General features: G+C 43.3%; 15 protein-coding genes. 8 read left to right on the top strand and 7 right to left on the bottom strand.

The genetic code is table 11. The features are described 5' to 3' along the window. Positions 1-366 precede the first annotated feature (366 nt). Complete coding sequence (locus KUA50_RS09865; RefSeq protein WP_318346022.1) at positions 367-1,731, top strand: ATP-binding protein; 1,365 nt, start codon at positions 367-369, stop codon at positions 1,729-1,731. Between the two features lie 164 nt (positions 1,732-1,895). On the opposite strand, the gene KUA50_RS09860 is transcribed toward KUA50_RS09865, so the two are convergent. The 4 genes from KUA50_RS09860 to purL form a co-directional block, all read right to left on the bottom strand. Then, on the bottom strand, positions 1,896-4,334 hold the full coding sequence (locus tag KUA50_RS09860; protein WP_218456992.1) for an alpha-L-arabinofuranosidase C-terminal domain-containing protein: 2,439 nt from the start codon (positions 4,332-4,334) through the stop codon (positions 1,896-1,898). 722 nt (positions 4,335-5,056) lie between these two features. Next, a complete protein-coding gene (locus tag KUA50_RS09855; RefSeq protein WP_218456993.1) occupies positions 5,057-5,629 on the bottom strand; it encodes a chromate transporter in 573 nt (190 codons plus the stop codon). 496 nt (positions 5,630-6,125) lie between these two features. Further along, positions 6,126-6,677: a chromate transporter gene (locus KUA50_RS09850; RefSeq protein WP_218456994.1), complete on the bottom strand. Its 552-nt coding sequence runs from the start codon at positions 6,675-6,677 to the stop codon at positions 6,126-6,128. A gap of 19 nt (positions 6,678-6,696) precedes the next feature. Further along, on the bottom strand, positions 6,697-10,428 hold the full coding sequence (gene purL, locus KUA50_RS09845; protein ID WP_256624262.1) for a phosphoribosylformylglycinamidine synthase: 3,732 nt from the start codon (positions 10,426-10,428) through the stop codon (positions 6,697-6,699). Positions 10,429-10,835: 407 nt separating this feature from the next. On the opposite strand from purL, the gene KUA50_RS09840 reads away from it, so the two are divergent. Both KUA50_RS09840 and KUA50_RS09835 read left to right on the top strand, forming a co-directional pair. After that, complete coding sequence (locus KUA50_RS09840) at positions 10,836-11,693, top strand: OmpA family protein (RefSeq protein ID WP_218456996.1); 858 nt, start codon at positions 10,836-10,838, stop codon at positions 11,691-11,693. Positions 11,694-11,969: 276 nt separating this feature from the next. Next, a complete protein-coding gene (locus tag KUA50_RS09835) occupies positions 11,970-13,181 on the top strand; it encodes an NADP-dependent isocitrate dehydrogenase (protein WP_218456997.1) in 1,212 nt (403 codons plus the stop codon). A 74-nt stretch (positions 13,182-13,255) separates the two neighbouring features. On the opposite strand, the gene KUA50_RS09830 is transcribed toward KUA50_RS09835, so the two are convergent. After that, entirely contained in the window at positions 13,256-13,498 is a 243-nt protein-coding gene (locus KUA50_RS09830) for a helix-turn-helix domain-containing protein (RefSeq protein WP_218456998.1), read from the bottom strand. Between the two features lie 497 nt (positions 13,499-13,995). Here KUA50_RS09830 and KUA50_RS09825 point away from each other — a divergent pair, with 497 nt between their 5' ends. The 5 genes from KUA50_RS09825 (at position 13,996) to KUA50_RS09805 (ending at position 20,940) form a co-directional block, all read left to right on the top strand. Continuing rightward, a complete protein-coding gene (locus tag KUA50_RS09825; RefSeq protein ID WP_218456999.1) occupies positions 13,996-17,265 on the top strand; it encodes a leucine-rich repeat domain-containing protein in 3,270 nt (1,089 codons plus the stop codon). 53 nt (positions 17,266-17,318) lie between these two features. Next, positions 17,319-17,549, top strand: a complete 231-nt coding sequence (locus tag KUA50_RS09820) for a hypothetical protein (RefSeq protein ID WP_218457000.1) — start codon at positions 17,319-17,321, stop codon at positions 17,547-17,549. Between the two features lie 265 nt (positions 17,550-17,814). Further along, positions 17,815-18,510, top strand: a complete 696-nt coding sequence (locus KUA50_RS09815; RefSeq protein ID WP_218457001.1) for a response regulator transcription factor — start codon at positions 17,815-17,817, stop codon at positions 18,508-18,510. Positions 18,511-18,528: 18 nt separating this feature from the next. Then, positions 18,529-20,022: an ATP-binding protein gene (locus KUA50_RS09810; RefSeq protein ID WP_218457002.1), complete on the top strand. Its 1,494-nt coding sequence runs from the start codon at positions 18,529-18,531 to the stop codon at positions 20,020-20,022. A 351-nt stretch (positions 20,023-20,373) separates the two neighbouring features. After that, on the top strand, positions 20,374-20,940 hold the full coding sequence (locus tag KUA50_RS09805; protein ID WP_218457003.1) for a hypothetical protein: 567 nt from the start codon (positions 20,374-20,376) through the stop codon (positions 20,938-20,940). Between the two features lie 84 nt (positions 20,941-21,024). Here the strand turns inward: KUA50_RS09805 and KUA50_RS09800 are convergent, their stop codons facing one another. Then, entirely contained in the window at positions 21,025-22,203 is a 1,179-nt protein-coding gene (locus KUA50_RS09800; RefSeq protein ID WP_218457004.1) for an ATP-binding protein, read from the bottom strand. 567 nt (positions 22,204-22,770) lie between these two features. Further along, entirely contained in the window at positions 22,771-23,304 is a 534-nt protein-coding gene (locus KUA50_RS09795; RefSeq protein WP_256624263.1) for an outer membrane beta-barrel protein, read from the bottom strand. Between the last annotated feature and the right edge of the window lie 532 nt (positions 23,305-23,836).

Raw genomic sequence — 23,836 nt, 5'->3', positions numbered from 1 at the left:
TAAGGCATTCTTCATTATTTTTTCTTATCTTTTCATCCAAGACTTGAAAACGGGAGATTGAAGGATTACTTCTGGCTCATCGCAAGACGCAATGCACCGACCTGCTGCTCACAGACCATGAGTACAGTCAAGTTACTGAAAAAGGTCTTGACATCAAGATACGACCGGTATATGATTGGGTTGTGGAAATGGGGAAGAGAAAATAGAGAAAATATTCTTGTTTAAATAGAGGAGTTTCGGAAAAAAATGGTATCTTTGCAGCGGCTAGAAGTTGGAAAAGTGGCAGAAAATACCCCAAAAAGGGTTGGAAAAGCTCCTTTTTCTGGTCTAAAATAGGTTGGAAAAGTTCCGTAAAGCCTATAAATTATGGTAAGAAAAAGTAATATAGATATGCTTAACAGAAAGATATACAGCTATTTACGCAATTTCTTCGAAATGGAGAAAAAAGCTCTTCTCGTTTCAGGCGCTCGCCAGGTAGGTAAAACCTTCGCTATCCGGAAGGTTGGAAAGGAATGCTTTGCGGATGTAGTGGAGTTCAATTTTCTCAATAATCCTAAGTATAGAGAGGCTTTTAAGTCTCCTTCTGATGCTAAGGAAATCCTCCTGCGCCTTTCTGCCTTGGCAGAGAAGAAACTTACTCCAGGCAATACTCTTGTTTTCTTTGATGAGGTGCAGGAATGTCCGGAGATGGTTACTGCCATCAAATTCCTAGTAGAAGAGGGTAGCTATCGCTATGTAATGAGTGGCTCGTTGTTAGGGGTAGAGTTGAAGGACATCCGTAGCGTACCTGTTGGTTATATGGCAGAAAAAGAGATGTTTCCTCTCGATTTTGAGGAATTTGCAGAGGCTGTAGGGATGAGTACTGGAGTAATGGCTCATGTCAAGGAGTGCTATGAGCAATGCAAGGTGGTGGATGAGGTTGTGCATAATAAGCTGAATGATCTCATTCATCTTTATCTCATTGTCGGAGGAATGCCTGAGGCTGTCCAAAAGTATATTAATACGAATAATTTACAGATAGTGCGTGAGGCACAACGAGAAATCATGCACCTCTACGGAAAGGATATAGCCAAGTATGACCCAAAGAACAAGCTGTATATCAAAGATATATTCGACTTGATACCTTCAGAACTGAATGCCAAGAACAAGCGTTTTATTTTGAAGGCATTAAATGAAAAGGCAAAATTTGAGCGTTACAGAAATTCTTTCTTATGGCTAGCCGATGCTGGTGTGGCGCTCCCTACTTATAATGTAGAAGAACCTCGCTTGCCTTTAAAACTTGGTGAACAGCGCAATTTATTTAAGTTGTTCATGAACGATGTGGGGTTGTTGGCAAGCCAGTATGCGGCCAATATAGCAATCGATTTACTTACGGGTACAACAGAAATCAACAATGGAGCCATTTATGAGAATTTTGCAGCGCAAGAATTACGTGCTCACGGTTATAATCTTTATTATTTCAATAATAAGAAGCAGGGGGAACTGGACTTTGTTATAGAAGACAGAGGTAAGGTCTTGCCGATAGAAATCAAGTCGGGCAAGGATTATAAACGTCATAATGCACTCTCTAATGTGATGAACAATGAGGAGTACGCTATTCCTCGTGCCATAGTTTTCTCTAATGGCAATGTGCAGGTTGTAGACAAGATTCTCTATTACCCTATCTATATGTTAATGTATCTTCAACCCGAAATGATAAAGAAACCTATATTCAGATTTGAGCCAATATAGGCTTTTATTATTTTTTTTGTCAATAGATAAAAAACGAGACGGCAATCTGCATCACGCAGATTGCCGCCTTCTTCTTTTCTAACTAACTATCTTATCAACTATTCAAAGAATGTATCAATATATTGGGTATATCCAGGGCTGATGCCCTGGATGTAGCTTGTTTTTTACTTCAAACGGATGATGTTCAGAGAGCTGGCTGGAATCTCTACCGTAGCACCATTCTTCTCTGTAGTTACATAGTTTTCTACAGGATAGATGTTGGTAGGATTGTCGATGGTGTTCTCCTCTAGACCGTTCTTGGCAGAAAGACGGATGAGCTTACCATTCTTGATTTCCTTGCCCTGAAGATTGATCTTCGCTGTGGTGTGCTCGGTACTGGTGTTGGCAATCTTAAGGATTACCTCGCCAGTCTTCTCATCAAGCGTTGCTGTTGAGAAGATGCCAGGAAGGGTGTTTGCCTTCAACTTGGTAGCGAATACCTCCTTGCCATCCAACTTGGCGAAGATGCTGTCGCCTACTACCTTCAGCTCGATATCGTACCACTTGCCGGTTTCAATTTTGCCTGGGCAGGTAGCAATCTGGCTCTTGGCACCATTCACGATAGACTCCACGCCGTGTTGGGTATTGTTCCAGCCGCCAAGGTTCAACCAGCAGTAGTTGTTCTTATCTACATAGTTGAAGATGATGAGGAAACCCTCGTTTCCGGCATCCTTCTTCGCGCGTACCTTATATATATAGCCATTGCTGGTAATCTCGCCTGGGTTCAGACGGATGCAGCTCTCTTCGTTGCTGGTCTGCTTGATGATGCTGCCTTCTGTCTTCCACTGACCGCGGATATCGGTAGGCAATTCCTGAAGCGTCATTGGCAGTGCCTTTCCGTTCTCATCGCTGTAGCCCTTGTCTTCGAAAGAAACCTGAGTACCCCATGTTCCCATACCCACACGGCAGATGGCTGGCTTTACACGAGCCTGATCATACTTGTATGGATTCTCCTGGTTCACCTTCAATACACGGGTACCGATGTTGTTCGCCATTACGTTCTGAACGTAGTAGGATGGAGTTCCGAATACCTTATCAGAGGTATATTGAATCATATCCGGTGCCCACATACGGTTGTTGAGGTTGGCGAAGATAGGAGCGTAGGATGCCATGGTCACGATGTCAGAGTTGTTCTCGATGCCCATCATATAGACAGCCTCACCGAGAGCTGCATCGAGCGAACCCATATTGCCGAAGCCCTGGGTTACGGCATATTCACCTACATAAATCTCGCTGCCCTTACGGTCGTAGTTATCATACTTGTTGAAGTTCTCTGCAAACCAGGCTGGGTTTCTGTAGTAGTGCTCGTCGAGGAGTTCTACGCTTTCGTTGCTTTCCCACTTAGGATTGTCATCGCCCCAAGCCACTACGTTACCGATGAGGTGCATCTTAGGATATTTCGCCAATACAGCATCCTTGAACTTCTTGAAGCGCTCGTAGTAATGGTCGCTCTGAGCCGCAGGATCCGGCTGGTTGTTCTCATTGCCAATCTCCAGATATTCGATATTGTATGGTTCTGGATGACCGTTCTTGGCACGCAGCGCACCATATTTAGAGGTAACAGGACCGTTGGCATACTCCAGGGCATTCATGCACTCGTCAATCCAAGGCTGGATGCTATCCACAGGAGTCATGCCGCCGTGCCACAAACCAACATTCACAACATAGAGCGGCTTGGCGTTCAAATCTTCGGCAAGCTGCAGATACTCATCGAAGCCCATACCGTCGCTGGTACGGTAGCGCCAGTTTACGTTCTTATGACCTGGACGTTCCTCGATAGGACCGATGGTCTTCTCCCAGTGGAAAGCATTCTCAGGAGATTCCTGTCCTTCAACGTAGCAACCGCCAGGGAAGCGGACGAACTTAGGATGGATATTATAGAGAAGCTGAGCCAAATCAGGGCGCAAGCCGTTCTCGCGATTCTTGAAAGTAGGAGGGAAGAGGCTTACCACATCGAGAACGATGGTACCCTTTCCGTCGGCAACGAGTTCGAACAGAGCCTTTGCATCATTTCCGTTGGCAGTCAACTCAGCCGTATATTTAGTCCACTTCTTGCCCACCTTGGCATTGAGAGCGGTTTCTGCATACACCTTGTCGCCCTTGTCGTTGGTGAGGCGAGCCTTCAATCCGCCCTTGTAGCTACCCTTTGCCCAGAAAGAAAGCTTATAGGTTCTGCCCTGAACGGCGTTGATGCCCCAGAAGCCCTCGTTGATGATAGAAGCTGTGGCAGCAGGTTTGGCAGCGATGGTCAATTGGAGCGCCTTGCCCTGTGCCTTGTTGAGCAAACCCTTATTGATGAGTTGTGCATTGATCTTAGCACCTTCCTGAACTGCAGTTTTCCAAGTAGGAATATCCTTTTCAGAATCCTCGAATGATCGGTTGCTGATGAGTTCGGCATAGAGACCGCCATCTGCAGCATGGTTGATATCCTCGAAGAAGATACCATATAAATTAGGTGAAACCTTGATACCTGGGTTAGAGGCATCCACATTGATAGTAACCTGTGCATTGGCAGCCATGGTTGAGGCGAGCAATGCAGAAAGTAAAATCTGTTTCTTGTTCATTGTTTATTCTTAGGTTTTTTATTTCCGTTTTATTTTGTTACAGTGGCAAAAGTACACAAAAAACACAAAGAAGAGGTGGACAAAAGGCGAAATATAGTGTAAAAGGTGGATTTTCTGCTGAAAATCCACCTTTTTATGGTATAATTAAAGACTAAAATTATAAATAATCTTGTAAAAAACAAAAGAGAATAGCGTTTATCCGTAGAATTTTGTGGGATTTTTGCTTGCAAAGCGACAAAAAATCTTATTTCCTAAGTACAAAAGACTTGTTTGCGACTCGTATCTCTGAAAGATAGAGATCTGTGTTTCGGGTTTACGGGTGGTGTCTTACTTGCGTCCCCCTTGTGCTTATCGGGGGCACAAATGTGCTCTTACCCGAGCACAATGTTGCCTTTACCTTGGCACAATAGTGCCCTTCCTTAGGCACTTTACAAAATAGAAAGGTAGCCACCTTCAATTTTATAAAACTGAAATAGTAGACACTTCTTATTTGTCGTTCTGTTCGCTTGCAATTTTACTCTTCACCCTTCACCTTTTCGTCTGGAATGCCGATAAACACAGGGGTTTTGAGGGTGAAGGGTGATTTTTAGTTATTTTGTTTGTAATCGCTTGTATATCAGATGATTATGTTGATAGGGTGAAGGGTGAAGGGTTTTCTCCGTTTCGCTTTTCAAATTTTCGACTTTTATTTATTACTACCAAATAAAATAGTAAGATTTTGTTTAATATAGTAATACCAGCCCGGCGAAAGCCGAGTAGAGTATCATTCTTATCGGATTGATCTTCATTACTTTCACGCCGATAAAGGTGGCGAAGAAGAGGGCGATGGAGATGTAGAAATGCCAGGGATTCTCTGGAGTAGAGAAATTCTCTGGAGTCATCAGGAGCAGGGCTGCGGCGCCTACCAGACCCACGATGCATGGGCGCAAACCGATGAAGATGCTCTGCACCATTGATGTGTTCATATATTTATACAGCATTTTGCTGATCAGAATCATCAAGACGAAAGAGGGGAGAACCAGGGCGAAGGTGGCCGTGGCACTTCCGAGTACTGCCATCATGCCGTTCATGCCTGCATTGTGGACAGCAGTATAGCCACAATAGGTGGCGGTGTTGATACCGATAGGTCCCGGTGTCATCTGTGAGATGGCCACCACATCGGTAAACTCTTGCATCGTCATCCAATGATACTGCGTCACTACCTGTCCCTGAATCAGGGAAATCATGGAGTAGCCACCTCCGAATCCGAAGATGCCTATCTGAAGGAATACGATGAAAAGTTGAAGAAATATCATAGTTTATTCTCTTTTTAATTGCAAATGTACTGATTTTCTTGATTACCGCCAAATTATTTTAAAAAACTTTACTCTCTTTTTTGTAAATAAGTGCCATTTCCTTGCTATTATTGGAAAAAAGTTGTAAATTTGCACGTGAAAAGCTGGAAAAAAGTTGCAACTTAAAGCCTGAAAAGCTGGAAAAAAGTTGCAAATAAGTATCCGAAAACCTGGAAAAAAGTTGCAAGTATGTTTTTTACTTTCTTTTATTTTCGAATAGTTGAAGCTGGCGACTTAAATCCTCTTCCGAAGGGAGAGCTTCACGTATTTTCTTGATACGTACCTTGTCATAAGAGGCAACTCCCATGTTTGGGGGAACATTCGGTTTCTTGAATTTCTGCACCAAGTTGTTGCAGCTTCGTATTTAGCTTATTATCAGAGTTTTGTAATTCTCCACCAAGTTGGTGGAGTTTTTCGTTCGCTTTGTTTGTGGAATAAAAAAGATACCATTTTTTAATTACTCCGTCGGTTGGATAAACTGGCCATAGACGTATCCACCTAAGGCAGCTACGATAATTACCCAGATAGGGTTGACACCCATCAGCCATATCAGGAGGGCAGATAAGATAGGAACCCAGCAGTTGACGAACGAGATGTGGGCACTCTTGGCCAATGAAAAGGTAGGAACGGCTATCAGAGCCACGACGGCAGGACGGATACCTGCAAACATCGCCGCAATCACCTTGTTGTCCTCAAACTGATGGAAAAACATAGCAATCGCTAATATAATAAGGAAGGAAGGCAACGAAGCGCCGAGGGTGCAGACAATGGCTCCCGGTATCTTTGCCAACTTATATCCGAGCAGGGAACTCATGTTGATGGCCAAGGCGCCCGGACAAACCTGGGTAGTAGCGATGGCATCCAAGAATTCCTCCTTCGTCATCCAATGATGCTTATCGACGACTTCGGATTCTATAATAGGAATCATGGCATAGCCACCACCAAAGGTGACTATGCCAATCTTCATAAATGTTTTGAATAATGTAAGATAACTTACGCTATTATTCATTTTTTACCTTTTTATTTTTTTACTTTTTAAAAGCTCTTTCTTCAATCCACTGACGTGCATTGACAAATGCTTCAATCCAAGGAGTTACCTCGTCGTTGCGGCGATCAGCTGGATACCAAGCGTTCTGCCATGGGAAGATAGCACGCTCCAAGTGTGGCATCATAGCCAAGTGGCGACCATCTGCAGAGCAGATACCTGCTACGTTGTAGTCACTGCCGTTAGGATTGCCTGGATACTCAGCATAGTTATACTTCGCAATGATGTTGTAGTGATCCTCTGGCTCTGGCAAGTAGAAACGACCCTCACCGTGAGCTACCCAGATACCGAGCTTATCACCGCTCAGGCTACCAAACATCACACTGTCGTTCTGAGGAATAGTCAAACCGAGGAATGTACTCTCAAACTTCTTGGAAGTATTGTGGCAGAGGTGTGAACGATGCTTGTGCTCAGGATTGATGAGGTTCAACTCAACCATCAGCTGGCAACCGTTACAGATACCGAGTGAAAGGGTATCCTCACGGGCATAGAACTTGTCGAGTGCCTCCTTAGCCTTAGGATTGTAGAGGAATGCACCAGCCCAACCCTTGGCAGAACCGAGAACGTCGGAGTTAGAGAAACCACCGCAGAATACGATGAAGTTCACATCCTCCAAAGTTTCACGACCAGAAATCAAGTCGGTCATCATTACGTCCTTCACGTCGAAGCCAGCGAGATACATAGAGTAAGCCATTTCACGCTCACCATTAGTACCCTTCTCACGGATGATAGCTGCCTTGATGCCTGATGGAGTGCGACGGTTAGCGTCGAGACCATAACTTGCGAGAGTGCCCTTGAAGCCGTAGCCGAAGTTCATCTCGATAGGCTGCTTCTTATAGTTGGTATAGCGCTTCTTAGCCATACCGTTCATGCTCTGCTTGCGGTCGAGGAGGTAAGATGTCTTATACCAGTCGTCGCGCAAAGCGTCGATATCAAACTCGTGCTCGAAGCCTTCCTTCTTGATGATGATCTTGCGGAGCTCAGGAGCAGGATAACCAATCTTAGCATAGCCGATACCGTTCTCATCGAAGAATGCCTTCAACTCGTCCTTGTGGGCATCGCTTACCTGAATAACAACACCTGGGTTCTCAGCGAAGAGAGTCTTGATGATGTCAGCATCAGCGATGTCGTGGAGGTTGATCTTCATACCACCCTCTACGTTGGCGAATGTCATCTCGAGGAGAGTAGTAATCAAACCACCGGCACTGATATCGTGACCAGCCATTACCCAACCGCGGTTGATGAGTTCCTGTACAGCGTTGAAGCAATCAACGAAGTACTCTGGGTTCTTTACGGTAGGAACATCGCTGCCCACCTTGCCCAAGCTCTGAGCGAAGGCAGAACCACCGAGGCGCTGCTCGTCGAAGCTGAAGTCGATATGATAGAGGCTTGAGTTCTTGTCGTTGACGAGAACTGGACTAACCACCTTCTTGACATCTGAAACCTCACCACCAGCACTTACGATAACGGTACCTGGAGCGATGATCTTCTCGCCGTTAGGATACTGCTGGGTCAATGAGAGAGAGTCCTTACCTGTTGGTACGTTCACGTGGATGGCGCAGCAGAAGTCTGACAATGCCTTCACACCCTCGTACAAACGAGCATCCTCACCCTTCTGACTGCGGCAAGGCCACATCCAGTTAGCAGAGAGGCTGATGCTGTCCATGCCATCTGCCAAAGGAGCCCATACGATATTGGTCAATGACTCTGCTACAGAGAGTACAGAACCAGCCTTAGGATCAGCCAAACCAGCCTGAGGAGCATGACCCATAGCGGTTACGATACCCTTCTCGCCACGGTAGTCGAGTGCTACGACACCACAGTCTGAAAGTGGCAACTGAATCTGGCCCTGACCCTGCTGACGGGCAATCTTACCCGTTACGGAACGGTCCACCTTGTTGGTCAGCCAGTCCTTACAAGCCACAGCCTCCATCTGGAGAACACGCTGCAAGTACTCGTCGAGGTTGTCGGCAGAGTAAGTTACATCTTCATATTTACGCTCTACGGTCTCATCCACCATGACGGTCTTAGGAGTATGACCGAACATCTGAGCCACGTCGAGGTCGAATGGCTTCACACCGTCAGCCTGCTTGAAGCTGAAGTGAGCATCGCCAGTAGTCTCACCTACCACGTACATAGGAGCACGCTCACGGTCGGCAATCTTCTGTACCTCTTCAATATATTTTTCGTCGATGAGCAAGCCCATACGCTCCTGACTCTCGTTGGCGATGATTTCCTTAGCGCTCAAAGTCTTGTCACCGATAGGCAACTTAGCCATGTCGATTTCGCCACCGCACTCTTCTACCAACTCAGAGAGACAGTTCAAGTGACCAGCAGAACCGTGGTCGTGGATGCTGACTACAGGGTTCTCATCGTTCTCAACGAGTGCACGAACCAGGTTGTAAGCACGCTTCTGCATCTCAGGGTTGGCACGCTGAACAGCGTTCAACTCGATGCCATTGCTGTAACGACCTGTATCTACAGAAGAAACAGAACCGCCACCGAGACCGATGCGATAGTTATCACCACCTACTACTACAACCTTGTTGCCCTTCTGTGGCTCGCCCTTCTTATAGTCACGCTTCTTGCCGTAACCTACACCACCAGCGAGCATGATTACCTTGTCGTAAGCATACTTCTCGCCGTTCTCCTGGTGCTCGAAAGTAAGCACAGAACCTGTGATGAGAGGCTGACCGAACTTGTTGCCGAAGTCAGAAGCACCGTTAGATGCCTTGATGAGAATCTGCTCAGGAGTCTGATAGAGCCATTTACGCACAGGCAGGATATCTTCCCAGTCGCGCTCCACATCGCTCTTGCCGTTGTCATCCTTCAAGCGAGGATAAGCAGTCATGTAGCAGGCAGTACCTGCGATAGGCCATGAACCAACACCACCACCCATACGGTCGCGGATTTCACCACCCGTACCCGTAGCAGCACCGTTGAAAGGCTCTACAGTAGTAGGGAAGTTGTGAGTTTCAGCCTTCAGGGAGATGACACTCTCGATGTCCTTCACCTGGAAGAAATCGCTGGTAGTCTGATCGGCTGGAGCAAACTGCTCGATAACAGGACCCTGAGAGAAAGCCACGTTGTCCTTGTAAGCAGAGAGGATCTTGTTAGGATTCTCGTTGGTGGTCTTCTTGATCATGTTGAAGAGAGAAGACTCCATCTCCTTACCGTCGATGATAAACTGGCCGCCGAAAATCTTGTGGCGGCAGTGCTCTGAGTTGATCTGTGCGAAACCGAAGATTTCGCTGTCGGTGAGAGGGCGTCCGTTCTCTTTCTCCAGCTTGTGGAGATAAGCCATTTCGTCCTCGCTGAGGGCAAGACCCTCTTCCTCGTTATACTTCTCGAGGTCATCGACGTACTTGATAGGTTCTGGCTGGTGGTTCACGGTGAACACATCCTGTCCGATACCGTTGTACATACGCTGGAGCATAGGGTCGTGCTCAGCGTCTTCGCTATCTACAGGGAAGTACTCCTCGATACGCGAAATGCCGTTAAGACTCATGTTCTGAGTAATCTCAACGGCATTCGTACTCCAAGGAGTAATCATTTCACGGCGTGGGCCGACATAGAAGCCCTGCAACTGCTGGGCGTCCTCTAAAGTCGCGTCACCATAAAGCCAACAAAGTTCATTGATTTCGTCCTGAGAAGGCTTGTGGTCAATCTCGGTCGCAATCACACTCTTAGATGGAGTTCTGAAAAAAAGAATCATACTTATTTCTCTTTTTATATTGTTAATGTATTTATTCTTTCGGTAAGGATACATGGCCTATGTATCGCTTTTCGAGTGCAAAGATAATACAAATTAAAATAAGGACAAAATAAAACGCTTGTTTTTTTATATTTTTAGGTATGTTGCCCGGATTGTGTGCTTTCACAGTGTAGGAAAAGCTGCTGAATGGAGACGCTAATTTGTTAAAAATGAGTGAGAAAGATGAGAAAAATAGAAAAAGTGGTTAAAATTATCTAAATGGGTTTGACAAAAGTGGTTTATTCAAGTCTTATTCGTAACTTTGCAATTGGAAAGCAGCGGGTGGATTTTTATTCATCATGCAGCGATTCATGGTATTTAGTAATTCAGTAAAATATCACTATCATAAAAATTAAAAACCAGAAAATATGAAGCAGAACAAATTTTTAGTAATGGCTTTGATGGCTGGCGCATTGTTGGCCACAAGTTGTGCAAGTAAGAAGGAACTTCAGAATTGCCAGAACGAGAACAGAGAGTTGTCAAGCAACTATCAGAATACAAAGGAGCAGTTGGCTGCTTCTCAAGCTCGTGTAACAACTCTCGAAGACCAGCTTGCTCAGATGAAGAAGGACTATAAGTCTATGCAGAATGCGCTCGACAAGAGTTTGAACAACGCAAGTCAGAACAACATCAGCATCGACAAGCTCGTTGACCAGATCAATGAGTCTAACCAGTACATCCGCCACTTGGTAGAGGTGAAGAGCAAGAGCGATTCTCTCAACATGGTGCTTACCAACAACTTGACCCGCTCTCTCAGCAAGGATGAGTTGAAGGAGGTTGACGTACAGGTGATGAAGGGTGTGGTTTACATCTCTTTGGCTGACAATATGCTCTACCAGAGCGGTAGCTATGAGGTAAACAGCCGTGCTCAGGAGACTTTGAGCAAGATTGCCAAGATCATCATGGACTACAAGGACTACGATGTACTCGTAGAGGGTAATACAGATAACGTACCAGTTAGCACTACAAGTGCCAAGATGAAGAACATCCGCAACAACTGGGACCTCTCTGCTCTCCGTGCATCTTCTGTAGTACAGTACTTGCAGGATCACTTCGGCGTAGATCCTAAGCGTTTGACCGCTGGTGGCCGTGGTGAGTACAACCCTGTAACTACCAACGATTCTGAGGTTGGCAAGCAGCGCAACCGTCGCACTCAGATTATCATCACTCCTAAGCTCGACCAGTTCATGGACTTGATCGACAAGGCTCCAGAGAGCGATAAGTAAATCGGAGACTTTTTAGAGTATCATAAGTAAAATTTAGGAAGCACCAGTGGGCCCAGGCTCATTGGTGCTTTTTCAGTATGACAGGTGCTTTTCTGTATAAATATGCTTAAAATAGGAAAGAAAGAACCAAAGTTTGTTTCGTTTTGAAAGAAAAACTGCGATTTTCTTTCTCTTTTGAGATTTATTTATTAATTTTGCAATCAAATTATTAAGCGCCCGTCGCTAAGTGGTTATAAATTGTAATTTATTAATAATACATATATAGGTATTTCGCTTATGGAAAAGATTCAGATGACAACTCCTTTGGTGGAGATGGATGGTGACGAGATGACAAGAATCCTCTGGAAGATGATCAAGGATGAACTGATCCTTCCTTTCGTAGATTTGAAGTCAGAGTATTATGACCTTGGTTTGCCTTACCGTGACAAGACCAATGACCAGGTGACTATCGACTCTGCTGAGGCTGCCAAGAAATATGGTGTAGCCGTGAAGTGTGCTACGATTACTCCTAATGCCCAGCGTATGGACGAATATCATCTCCACAAGATGTGGAAGAGCCCTAATGGCACTATCCGTAGCATCATGGATGGTACTGTGTTCCGTGCTCCTATCACGATTCCAAGCATTCACCCTTGCGTGAAGAACTGGGAGAAGCCGATTACTATCGCCCGTCATGCTTATGGCGATGTATATAAGAGTGTGGAAATCCGTGCTGATGAGCCGGGAGTTGCCAAACTCGTATTCGAGGGTAAGAGCGGAAAGAAGCAGGAAGTGGAGATTCACAACTTCGAAGGTGCTGGTGTTATTCAGGGTATGCACAATACCGACAAGAGTATCCGCAGCTTTGCTCATAGCTGTTTCAAGTTTGCCATCGATACCAAGCAGGATTTGTGGTTTGCTACCAAGGATACCATTTCCAAGACTTACGATGCTCAGTTCCGCAAGATTTTCGAGGAAGTGTATGAGAGCGATTACAAGGAGAAGTTTGCAGAACTCGGCATTGAGTACTTCTATACATTGATTGATGATGCCGTGGCTCGTGTTATCCGCAGCAAGGGCGGATTCATCTGGGCATGTAAGAACTATGATGGTGATGTGATGAGCGATATGCTCAGTACAGCCTTCGGTTCTTTGGCGATGATGACCTCCGTATTGGTTTCTCCAGACGGCAAGTATGAGTACGAGGCTGCTCATGGCACAGTAACCCGCCACTACTACCGTTATCTGAAGGGCGAAGATACATCTACCAACCCAATGGCAACAATTTTCGCATGGAGTGGAGCGCTGAAGAAGCGTGGCGAGTTGGATGGCATTCAGGCATTGCAGGATTTCGCCGATCAGCTCGAAGCAGCATGTTTCGAAACCCTGAACGATGGTATTGCCACCAAGGACCTCGTCAACCTGATGGAAGGTGTAGAGGCAAAGGCAGTCAACTCAGCCGGTTTCATTGCAGCCATCCGTGAGAGGTTAGAGAAGAGATTAGCATAGTATGATTTATATATATAATAAAGGTGACAAAGGCATAGAAACCTTTGTCACCTTTATTTTTTTGTGAAAACTAATTAACCGTTTTTCTGCTTCTTGTATTCCTCAGACAACAAGTCAAAGAAATTATAGCCGATTACCTTGCAGATATGCATGAGCATACCTGTGTCGATAGTAGATTTGCTATAAATCTTATAAATGTTGGTTCTGTGGCAACCAAGTTGCTTTGCGAGCCATACTGTTGTTTTTCCTTGTCTTTTGAGTTCCTGTTTTATGCGTTCCCCAATGACCAAGGAGCAATTGTTAGTTTGATCTGTCATTTTCTTATTTTCTTTAAATACTAATAAATTCAATATGGATGCAAAATTACGAAATAAGATTGTAAACTAACGAATTTTTTGGTAGCTAATGTGACGACACGCTATTAAAAAAGTATAAATGCAGAAAACAAAAGAAATCCTTTCGTTTCATTTTGTTTGCTTACTGACACGTTTTTCCTCTATTTCCTATCTTTTTTGTGCCTATTTTGTTTCGGTTTACATTTTATACACAAGAAAAGTACAAATCATCTGTTGTACGTAATTGTAATTTCATAATTTTGCACCCAGTTAAGGCGCACAGCCTAAAAACTATGCGATGCGGCTACAGAAAGCTACACATTATTATATAGACTTTTCTAACGACGCATAAGCGAACAAGATTTCTAAGACATTACATAAACAAAAATATATTGTATAAAGTAAAAGTTATGAATCTCAAATCCCACTAAACCCTATAGGTTGCGGATTTGAGGATAAATTTAAAATATAAGTTTAAGATGGTAAAGAATCTATTAAAAAAAGTTTGTCTTGTTGTATCCATCCTCATAGGATTGGGTAGCAACGTACAGGCACAGGAGACTTCTGTTACATTCAATGTTTCAGATGGTGGCAAGACTTTGACTATTTCTGGTCAGGGTGATTTAACAACGTATCAGACTACAGACTTCTCTGCCCGTGTCTTTTCTGACAAGGCGGTTGGTTATGTATTTACCGATGACAAAGGAACAAAGGTAAATGCTGGTGATTCATATTCTGCTAACAATACATATTACCAGGCGAATTATGAATATACGAAGGTTTGTGATGGGGAACCTACTAGTTGGAATGGCCCATTTGGACAGGTAACTTCTAACAAGCCTTGGAAAGAGGATAAAATAACCAATCTTTATAAGGGCTATTATTCATCTTATAACACATCTGTCGTTCTTAATGCTAAAGTTAAGGTAGGTGATGAGGTTTCTGCGGAAGTGTGGAGTAATGACAAATATACCGACATGTCGGTTTATTTCCTGTCAAGCAAGGAAATCTCTGGCGAAAAAACTGTGTCATTGAGCGAATTGGAAAGTCAGGGGGTAACTTTGATTTCAAAGGTAGAATTACAAAACTATTATGAATCAAATGTTACCTATACAATGCGGGCTGATGCATTCAAGTCTTCAGATGGAGGTAAGACATATACAGGTCTTACTAATGGTAAAACCTATACTTGGACTCCAGGCGAAGTTTTCTATACAGGTACAGCTACTTATTCTCAGATAAAGGACAATGGTGCTTTCTTTGGTACTGAAGGTTCGCATTCTGACTATATCAAAGCAGACGAAACTCCATACACATTTGCGCAATTGCTTCAGAAGAAAATCGCAAGTGGTAGCTATGAAACCGTTAAGTTTAAAAAGGCTTCATCAGAAGATTTGTTGATTAATAATGATATTGTATCTAAAATACGGTTTATTACAGAAACCGACGATTGGGGGACGACCACAATAAGCTATAACTCCAATTTAAAGACTCTTGATTTGGGTGCAGCTACATGTACTGGTTTCTCTAAGGAAACTTTTGCAGCAGCTGATGGTGTATATGTACACGGAACTCCTGCGCTTACAAACTTGACATTGCCTCTCACTAATAAGACGAGTGTGCTGAGTGAAAGTACAGGAACCAAGGTGGACAAAATGGTAGTACCTACACAAGTACTCTCTAAATTGAACTCAGTACCAACTACTGTTACTATCCCAGAGGGCTATGACCGCGTGGGTAATGAGGCATTTGCGAATTCGTCAATAACAAATATCAATTTCCCAAATTCTTTGACTCTTATCGGAGAAAGCGCTTTTGAGAATTGCACAAAGATTACTTCCATTACCCTCAATGAAGGTTTGGAGAATATTGGTAAAAAGGCTTTTATGGGTACGTCTCTTACTGCTTTGAAATTTCCTTCTACATTGCAAATTATCCATGATGAAGCTTTTAGAAATTGCTTTATATATGGTTTGAAATTTAATGCAGGATTAAAATTTATAGGTAAAGGTGCTTTCGCTCTTCTTAAAAATGAAAAAGCAGAAACTACGTTGGAGATACCTGCCAGTATGAGATATATCGGTGCTATAGCCTTTGGAGCCCGTCAATACCAAGATGTGTTTTTCTACGGTGAAAATGCTCCTTTGATGCCTTTTGGTACAATAGAGGATTGGTCTGCAACTGCCTCTGCCTTTGACGGAATTACTCTTATGGGTAATAATGCTTTTGACGCAACAAAGGGTGATATTAGGGATGATGCTGCTAATACTGGTTATGCGAATCGAGAGAATTATAAAAGCCATGGTGTCTATTTCTGCCTGCTTCATTACCCAAAAGATTTGACAGATGAGCAACGTGCGGCATATACTGATATAACTCGTGTGTATAAGACTGTAGATGAGGGACAAACTTTTTATTATGGAAAGAATGATCATAATTCTTATTCATATCATGAAGTAGGTCAAGAAGAAACAGATTTGTCGTTCGGTTCTTATACTGCCCCAAAGAGAACTTCTCTCGGTTTCCAGGATACATATCTGGGACGTCAGTATATTTGGCCAAGCCAGGATGCGTGGCGTCGTTCTTATGTTGTCAACTCTTTAGGCTTTAACTGGAACGGTAAAGATAGATATTTGCCAACGTTATCGAAAGAAGATTTAGCTGTTTTGGCTTATGCTGGTTATAAGGTCGCTGATGGGGATCATCCTGCTGATAAGGAAAAAGGTTACTACGCACTGGATGATCTGCGCATGATGGCTCACATGGGTACACGCCAGTTCGTATTGGTTAATGAAGACGTGAATGTAGATAAAGAACCTGAGGTGGAGCCTACTTATCCTATTAATATTAAGGGCGGTAAGTGGTGGACCATCTGTGTACCTTTCGATATGACCAAGGCGCAGGTTGACGACGTGTTTGGCAAGGATACTCATGTTTGTCGTTTCAACAAGGTTGAACGTGTGGTAAACAGTGAGAAAAAAGTAAAATCCATCAAGTTGTACTTTACAAACGATGTGTATGTACATAAGAGTACCAAGGACGATGAAGGTCATTATACAACAAGCACCGGAACTCCTGTAGCAGATGATATTGTGATTTATGCGCATGAATCCTATATGATCTATCCTAAAAAGAACAATGATGATGCCAATAATATGTACAACATCAGCGATTATACTTTGGTTACTGGCTCTCCACTTCCTACTCTTGTGGAAGCGACCGAACAGTTCATTGGTGGAGCTAAAGAAAGCGCTTCTGGTGATGCAAGTTGGAATAAGGAATATCGTTTTGTAGGTAATTATCAAACAGAGGTAGCTGTAGCAGCTTCTGAACAGGGTAATAGCTCAGAAGAAGCTGTACCAAGAGATATAAAGAATGTCACTGTTCCTCAATATAGCTACATCTATGCCAAGAAGAATGGTACACCAAATGCTCAGTTCTGGTTCTATACAGGAAAAGAGATGTTGTGGGGTGCCAACAAGTGTGTCGTACAGGCTACAGCAAGAGATGGTGGTAAATCTGATTTTAATACCTATTTCGGTGGTAATGGTTCTGCTCGAGCAAAGGAATTGTCTTTCTTTGGAACGGATGATGAGGTCACTGGTATTGAAAACGTTGAAATCATTGCAGGTAACGAAAATGACACTCAGATAGTTTACAACTTGAACGGTCAGGTTGTCAATGGCAATTTAAACAGCCTTCAGAAGGGTATTTATATTAAGAATGGTAAGAAGTTCATGGTGAAATAATCCATGAACTATCTTCTAAGAACATATTATTTTATGAATTTACAGCAAAAAAGATGAAAAAAATATATTTAAGACCAGTCACCCTCCTTATTCATGCCGAAGTAGCTAACATACTTGCGGGGAGTGGTGATTTTAGCGGAGAAAGTTCTGCTACAGTTGGTGGTGGAGGAGATGGTTCTTCTGACCAGCAGACCAGTGGAGGTGGAACTGGAGATGACGGAGATTTTGACGGAGGATTATGTTCCAAAGGCTATAATGCCTGGGAAGCATGGGATGAGTTTTAAACCATTTACACTTTTATTTAATAGATTGCATTTATATTTGTGATGAAGTCAGGGTGTTTGTCGATGAGGACAAGCACCCTGTTTTGTCCACCGCAGTGTGCAGACGATTTTGAAGGAATCAAACAACAATGCTTCCTGTCACACTTTTTACTTGCTTTTGAAATGAAATTGTAATAGAATGTAATGCGTGTTACAGATTTTTTGTCGTATCTTTGCACCCGAGGAAAGACCTCAGACTATATATACATTATTATATATTATAAAGATGGACGAAAAGAACTATAAAATCCTTGTGGTGGATGATGAACAGGACCTCTGTGAGATTCTGAAGTTTAACTTGGAAACCGAGGGGTATCAGGTGGAAACTGCCAACTCGGCTGAGGAAGCTCTGGAGAAAGACATTGCTTCCTTCGACCTCTTGCTGCTCGATGTGATGATGGGAGGTATGAGCGGATTCCAGCTGGCGAAGAAACTCAAGGAGAATGTGGCTACGGCTCAGATTCCTATTATATTCCTGACGGCTCGCGATACAGAGAACGATACCGTTACTGGTTTCAATCTCGGGGCTGACGACTATATCTCCAAACCTTTCTCTATCCGTGAGGTGATGGTGCGTGTGCGTGCAGTCATCCGCCGTACTGCCGATAAGCAGGGCAAGGATGCTGAACCTACCATCATCAGCTATCAGGGATTGGTGCTCAATATCGACAAGAAGACGGTGAGCATTGATGGAGAGGATGTGCCTTTCACCAAAACAGAATTTGAATTGCTCCGACTTCTCCTGGAAGAGAAGGGTAGAGTGTTCTCCCGTCAGGAACTCATCGACCGCGTATGGCCTAAGGATGTGCTCGTGCTCGACCGAACGGTGGATGTCAACATCACCCGTATGAGAAAGAAAATCGGAAAGTTTGCGAAGTGCATCGTCACCCGACTCGGCTTCGGATATTATTTTGATGCGTGATAAGAAAGGATTTTATCTATGCTGAAAATACAAAAAACGAAATCTAAGGTTGGACGAAAACTGTATCTTATGGTGCTGACGGTGTTCCTTGTGTTCGCTGTCAGTTTTATCATGTTCCAGCAGACTCGTGAGAAACAGTATAAGATCAGTACGCTCACGATGAAACTGGAAAACTATAACGCCCTCTTGGAGGAGGACCTCTCGCTGGCTCATGACAGGGGAATCATCTTGAGCAACGGCGATAGTCTGGAGACGCTGCCCAGCGTGAGTCGGTCGAAACTCGTCGTGGCGGAGACCAAACTGAATGCTTTCATTCGTGAACATGAAAGTAAGGATCTGCGTGTCACCTTAGTAAGGCCCGACGGCAAGGTGGTGTACGACAATATGAGCAAGCACTATGACCGTTTTGCCAATCACCTGAACCGCAAGGAGATACAGGAGGCGCTGAAGAATGGACAGGGATCGAGCGTGGAGCGAGAGTCGAAGACCCTGAAGCAGGATTACTTCTATGTGGCTTCCTATTTCCCTGCCGACTCTATCATCATCAGAAGTGCCTTGCCTTATAATGATGATCTCTCTAAATCGCTGCAGGCTGACCAGCATTATATCTGGTTTGCCGTTTTCGCCATCATCCTCCTGACCATCGTGCTCTACCGATTCACCCATCGGTTGGGCAAGAATGTGGCTAAGCTCCGCATCTTCGCCTACAAGGCTGACCACAACGAGAGCTTGGAGATAGAGGATCTGGCTAAATTCCCGGATGATGAACTGGGTGAAATTGCTGAACGCATCATCAAGATGTATAAGCGTATCCAGACCACCCGAAGGGAACAGGATATCCTGAAAAGGCAACTGACGCAGAATATCGCTCATGAACTGAAGACTCCGGTGGCGAGCATACAGGGTTATCTGGAGACGATACTTGACAATCCGCATATCAGCGAGGAGATGAAGGAGCAGTTCCTGCAGAGATGTTATGCGCAGAGCGAACGGCTTACCTCCCTGCTGAGAGACATCTCGACGCTGAACAGACTGGACGACGGTTCGGACATGATAGACTTCGAGGCGGTGGATATCACGAAGATGGTGAGAGACATCATGAGGGAAACGGCGCTGGAAAGGGAGGAGCACAAGATGGGGTTCCACAATCTGCTGCCTGAGCGCATCGTGGTGAAGGGAAACCGCAGTCTGCTCTATAGTGTGTTCCGCAATCTTACTGATAATGCCATTGCCTATGCCGGTGACGGAACGACCATCACGTTGGAGGGTAAGGAAATGGGCAACAAGTGGCACTTTGTCTTCAGAGATAATGGTCAGGGTGTGCCGCAGGAGCATCTCGCCCGCCTCTTCGAACGCTTCTACCGTGTGGATAAGGGAAGGAGCAGAAAAATGGGTGGAACGGGGCTGGGCCTTGCCATCGTGAAGAATGCCGTGCTGCTGCATGGTGGTACCATCCGGGTGAATAACTTGCCGGAGGGTGGCTTGAAATTTGAGTTTACTATCAAGAAATAAAAATGTTTTTTGAATAAAGTATTTAAGCGGTAAATAAAGATACTCAGGTAGCAGATAAAGATACTTACGTAGTAAATATATAGGTAAAGAAAGGCAAGGTTTCTGAGAAACTTCTGGATGGAGTTCTACAGAAATCTTGCCTTTCTTGTCTTTTAGAACATTTTTGTTTTCTTTTCGTAAACTTTGCTTAAATCTCTTATTTCTGACCTTTTTCTGCTAAAAGTGTAGATTGCATCTCTAAATGTTGATTAAAATCAAGAAAAACTACCTTTTTTCTATAAAAATATCGATAAAGTTTGCAATAATTAAATACTTTTAACAGAGACAGGCTTGTAGTTTTATAAGCCTATCGTGTTGAACGGCGACTCTGTGAAGGGATTCAACTATGTTGGTGGTGATAACTACGAGTTTGACGCGACTAGTGGAAGTGCAAAGATGTATGGTATTATCCCTCCGCTGACTTCTCAGTTGCAGAATGGTAACTGGTTCTTCTCTGTCAAGAATATGGGAACCTATGGTCAGGCTTATTGGAATAAGTGCTATGAAATCTGCCAGGGTGAAGAAGTTGGAGGCGAGGAAATGAGCTATGCTTTCTTTGGTACCTCTAGTTTCTCCTCAAGCAATGGTAAATATGGTTTTGTGTTTGTTAGTGCCAATAAGTATGCAGGTTGTTTGAATTGTACAGCTACTCCTGTTGATGACACCCATATTACTTTGAAATTTGCTTTGTCTGGTGACAGCAATGGTATTTTCTACTATAATAGTGGTGGCTATAAATACATTATTGCAGCACTTACGGCTGGTAGTAAAGGTAAGACGTATTCTATCGAAGGCAATGACCTGAAGAGCCCAACAGTTCTTAAGCTTGTAGATGTTGATAATCCAGATAATTATTACATCTTGTCAAAGAATACATAAAATCTCTCGTCTGGGGGCGTGCTCATTTAAGCACGCCCCTTATTTATTGTTGCAGTATAAACTGTATTCCGGAATTGTTTAGTTTCAATATAAAAGACCAAAACTCCATAGTGGTAATATGTCACCATTAGCATATTCTATATCATCACGCACTATATAAGCGTTTTCTACATCCTTCACCTGTTTATGACTCTTTTTGGCACCCCCAATCTCAAATGTATACTTTCCTATTGTAAAATCGGAAATCTTAGATGATGTAACATCCTGATTCACTCGGGTTTGGTTGTAGAAGAATGTCTCTCTCACATTACCGATGTTAGAATTATTGCCAGAAAGTGCATATATGATATTCGGATTATCGAGATAAACTTTCTCTGTCTTTCCCAATCCTCGCATTCCACCAGTTTCGTCACGTAACTGACCGATCATTCCTGCTTTTTCCATGTATAGAAGATAGGTAGGAATATCATTACGGCTCACTTTAATTTCGTTTGCCAATCCTGTGGCTTCTGGCTTATAGGGTACATTGCCTGCTATGATAGATAACATGCGACGGAGTTTTTTTCCTGTTGCTGGCGACATGTTGGCATATTGTGGAATATCTACTTCCATCGTAAGACGTATCACCTGCTGTAGTCTTTGCTGGAAAAAGCCTTCCTTGGAAAACGGATAGTATCCTTCTTTCAGATATTTGTTGAAGAGCGGGATAGGGTGAAGCACCTCTTTTATTTCAATATTTCCCCTCAGAATATCATCTAATGACCTGACTGGTGTCTTGATTCCTTCGAACATTTCCAGATATTCTCTAAAAGACATACCCTGCATCTCATATAAGATGACTCTTCTGCTCAAATCTGCCTCTCCATCTAAAATATCAAGCATAGAAGATCCTGTGAAGAAGATCTTGAGCTCAGGGTGGGAATCGTAGATTTGCTTCAATTCTCTCGACCATGAATCATACTTATGTACTTCATCTATATAAAGCGTTTCGCCTCCTTCACGTACAAATTGGTCTGCTGTATCAATTAGTGTGTGAGTTGTGAAATAGCTATGGTCTGCTGATATATAGAGACTTTTTGCCTGAGTATCAGCATCCATTTCTTTAAGATGTTGAAGAATCAAAGTTGATTTCCCTACTCCTCTAGGTCCCATGAGTCCAACGAACCTCGCTTGCCAAGGAAGTTTGTCATACATATAACGCTTAAAGTCCAGACTTACTAGACGCAGCTGTTCTTTCATGTAGTTTACGAGTGTAATATCCATATTTCACCTTATTTTATGCATCTTTTAAGATGCTGTTTTTATAGCATATGCACCTTGGAAGGTGCACGTTTGTGCACAATGTGCACTTTTCAAGGTGCAAATATATGCTTTTTCTTTCGAAACTCCAAACTTTTTGCTTAATTATTTTTGCTAATAAGTTTCCTTTGTCCCCAATTTTGTCATAGCTGCCTGAGTTTTTATCAGTACTTAGCGTTTATTGCCTGGTTATGGAAAAGTATTCTGCCGAGGAATAAGTTGGCTGTTAACCGGAAATAGTGTACAGGCGAATGAAGAACAGCTGACTAGCCGTACACTCGCTAGTTGGCTGTTCTATAGGAACAGTCAGCGTAAATGCCAGAATTATTGTTGTAAGTAAGGGATAAGGAAATACTCTTCACTCTTCACCCCTCTGAATGCCGATAAACACAGGCGTTTCCGAGGGAAAGGTGAAGAGTGAAGAGTAAAAGCGTGTTCGCTTGCTGAAAAAATGGGGCGCAAGCTGTTTCCATGAAAGGAATCGCTTGCGCCCCTGATATTTTTGCTTATGAGTAAATGAGCACCCTAAGATTAGAACTTGTAGATAGCACCAAATGAAATGTTGCTGGCATCTACGCCAAGTCCGAATGTTGATGAGTTGTCACCATGCTCAGGAGAATAACCTCTGTAACCGAGGAAACCTACCTTTGTGATGAAGTTTACGTGGTCTGAAAGCTTAACAGCCAAACCTGGCTTGATGCCTACCTCGTAAGAATTGCCACCGCCCTTGCTGATGCTGCTGTAACCGATTGTACCTTCTACGAAGAGGTTAACCAACTTGGTTTCTACGGCTGTGTAACGTACGTAAGGAGCTACAACGAATGTTGTTGCTTCTGGTACTGCAGAAAGTTCGCAAACATCGCCCTTCTTGATACCAACCTCGAGACCAGCCTCCCACTTGTTGTTGAATTCGTAACCGATTTCAGGCATCAGGGTGTAAGCTGTCTTGCTGTCACCATCACCAATCTTGTTGCTGGAAATACCAGCAGTACCACCGATGTAAACCTGTGCGCTAGCGCAAACTGAAACGAGAGCCATAGCAAGGCTCAACATAATCTTCTTCATAATCAATCTTTTCTTTTAATTATTACTTTATTTTATAACTCTAATCAGGTAGCTTTTCAGCCCCTTATTTATGATAGCAAAGCACATTCATGATATGCTCCGCACTCTCTAATTCGGCGGCAAAGGTATAGGAAATAACTCGAAACTCAAAACTTTTTCTCAGTTTTTCTTGTAAAATGAGCCGTATTGTTGATGTAAATCAAAAAAAGCAGGTATGCTGCATGTATCTGAAATTATTTTTGAAGGATGGCAGCGATTTTTTTATTGAAACCGCCAAATAATATGGGGTAATATTTGGGTAAACCAACTTTTTTCTCTATCTTTGCATCTCTATAAATTGCTTTATTTTTCAATTGAAACTTAAAAATCTGTTTGAAATATTTGGAGAATTCAATTATTCGTTGTACTTTTGCGAAAGTAATTAAAATATGTGTGGAAATGGAACTGAATAAAGAATTGGGAAAATGGCTTTTATTTCATAAAAATAAAAAAATATGATGACAATAGTTGTGTGCATATTCGTATGCGTTTT

The organism is Segatella hominis (genome assembly GCF_019249725.2).
Lineage (GTDB): Bacteria > Bacteroidota > Bacteroidia > Bacteroidales > Bacteroidaceae > Prevotella.
Note: the sequence above shows the minus strand (reverse complement) of the source record. Positions and strands in the feature narration are given on the sequence as shown.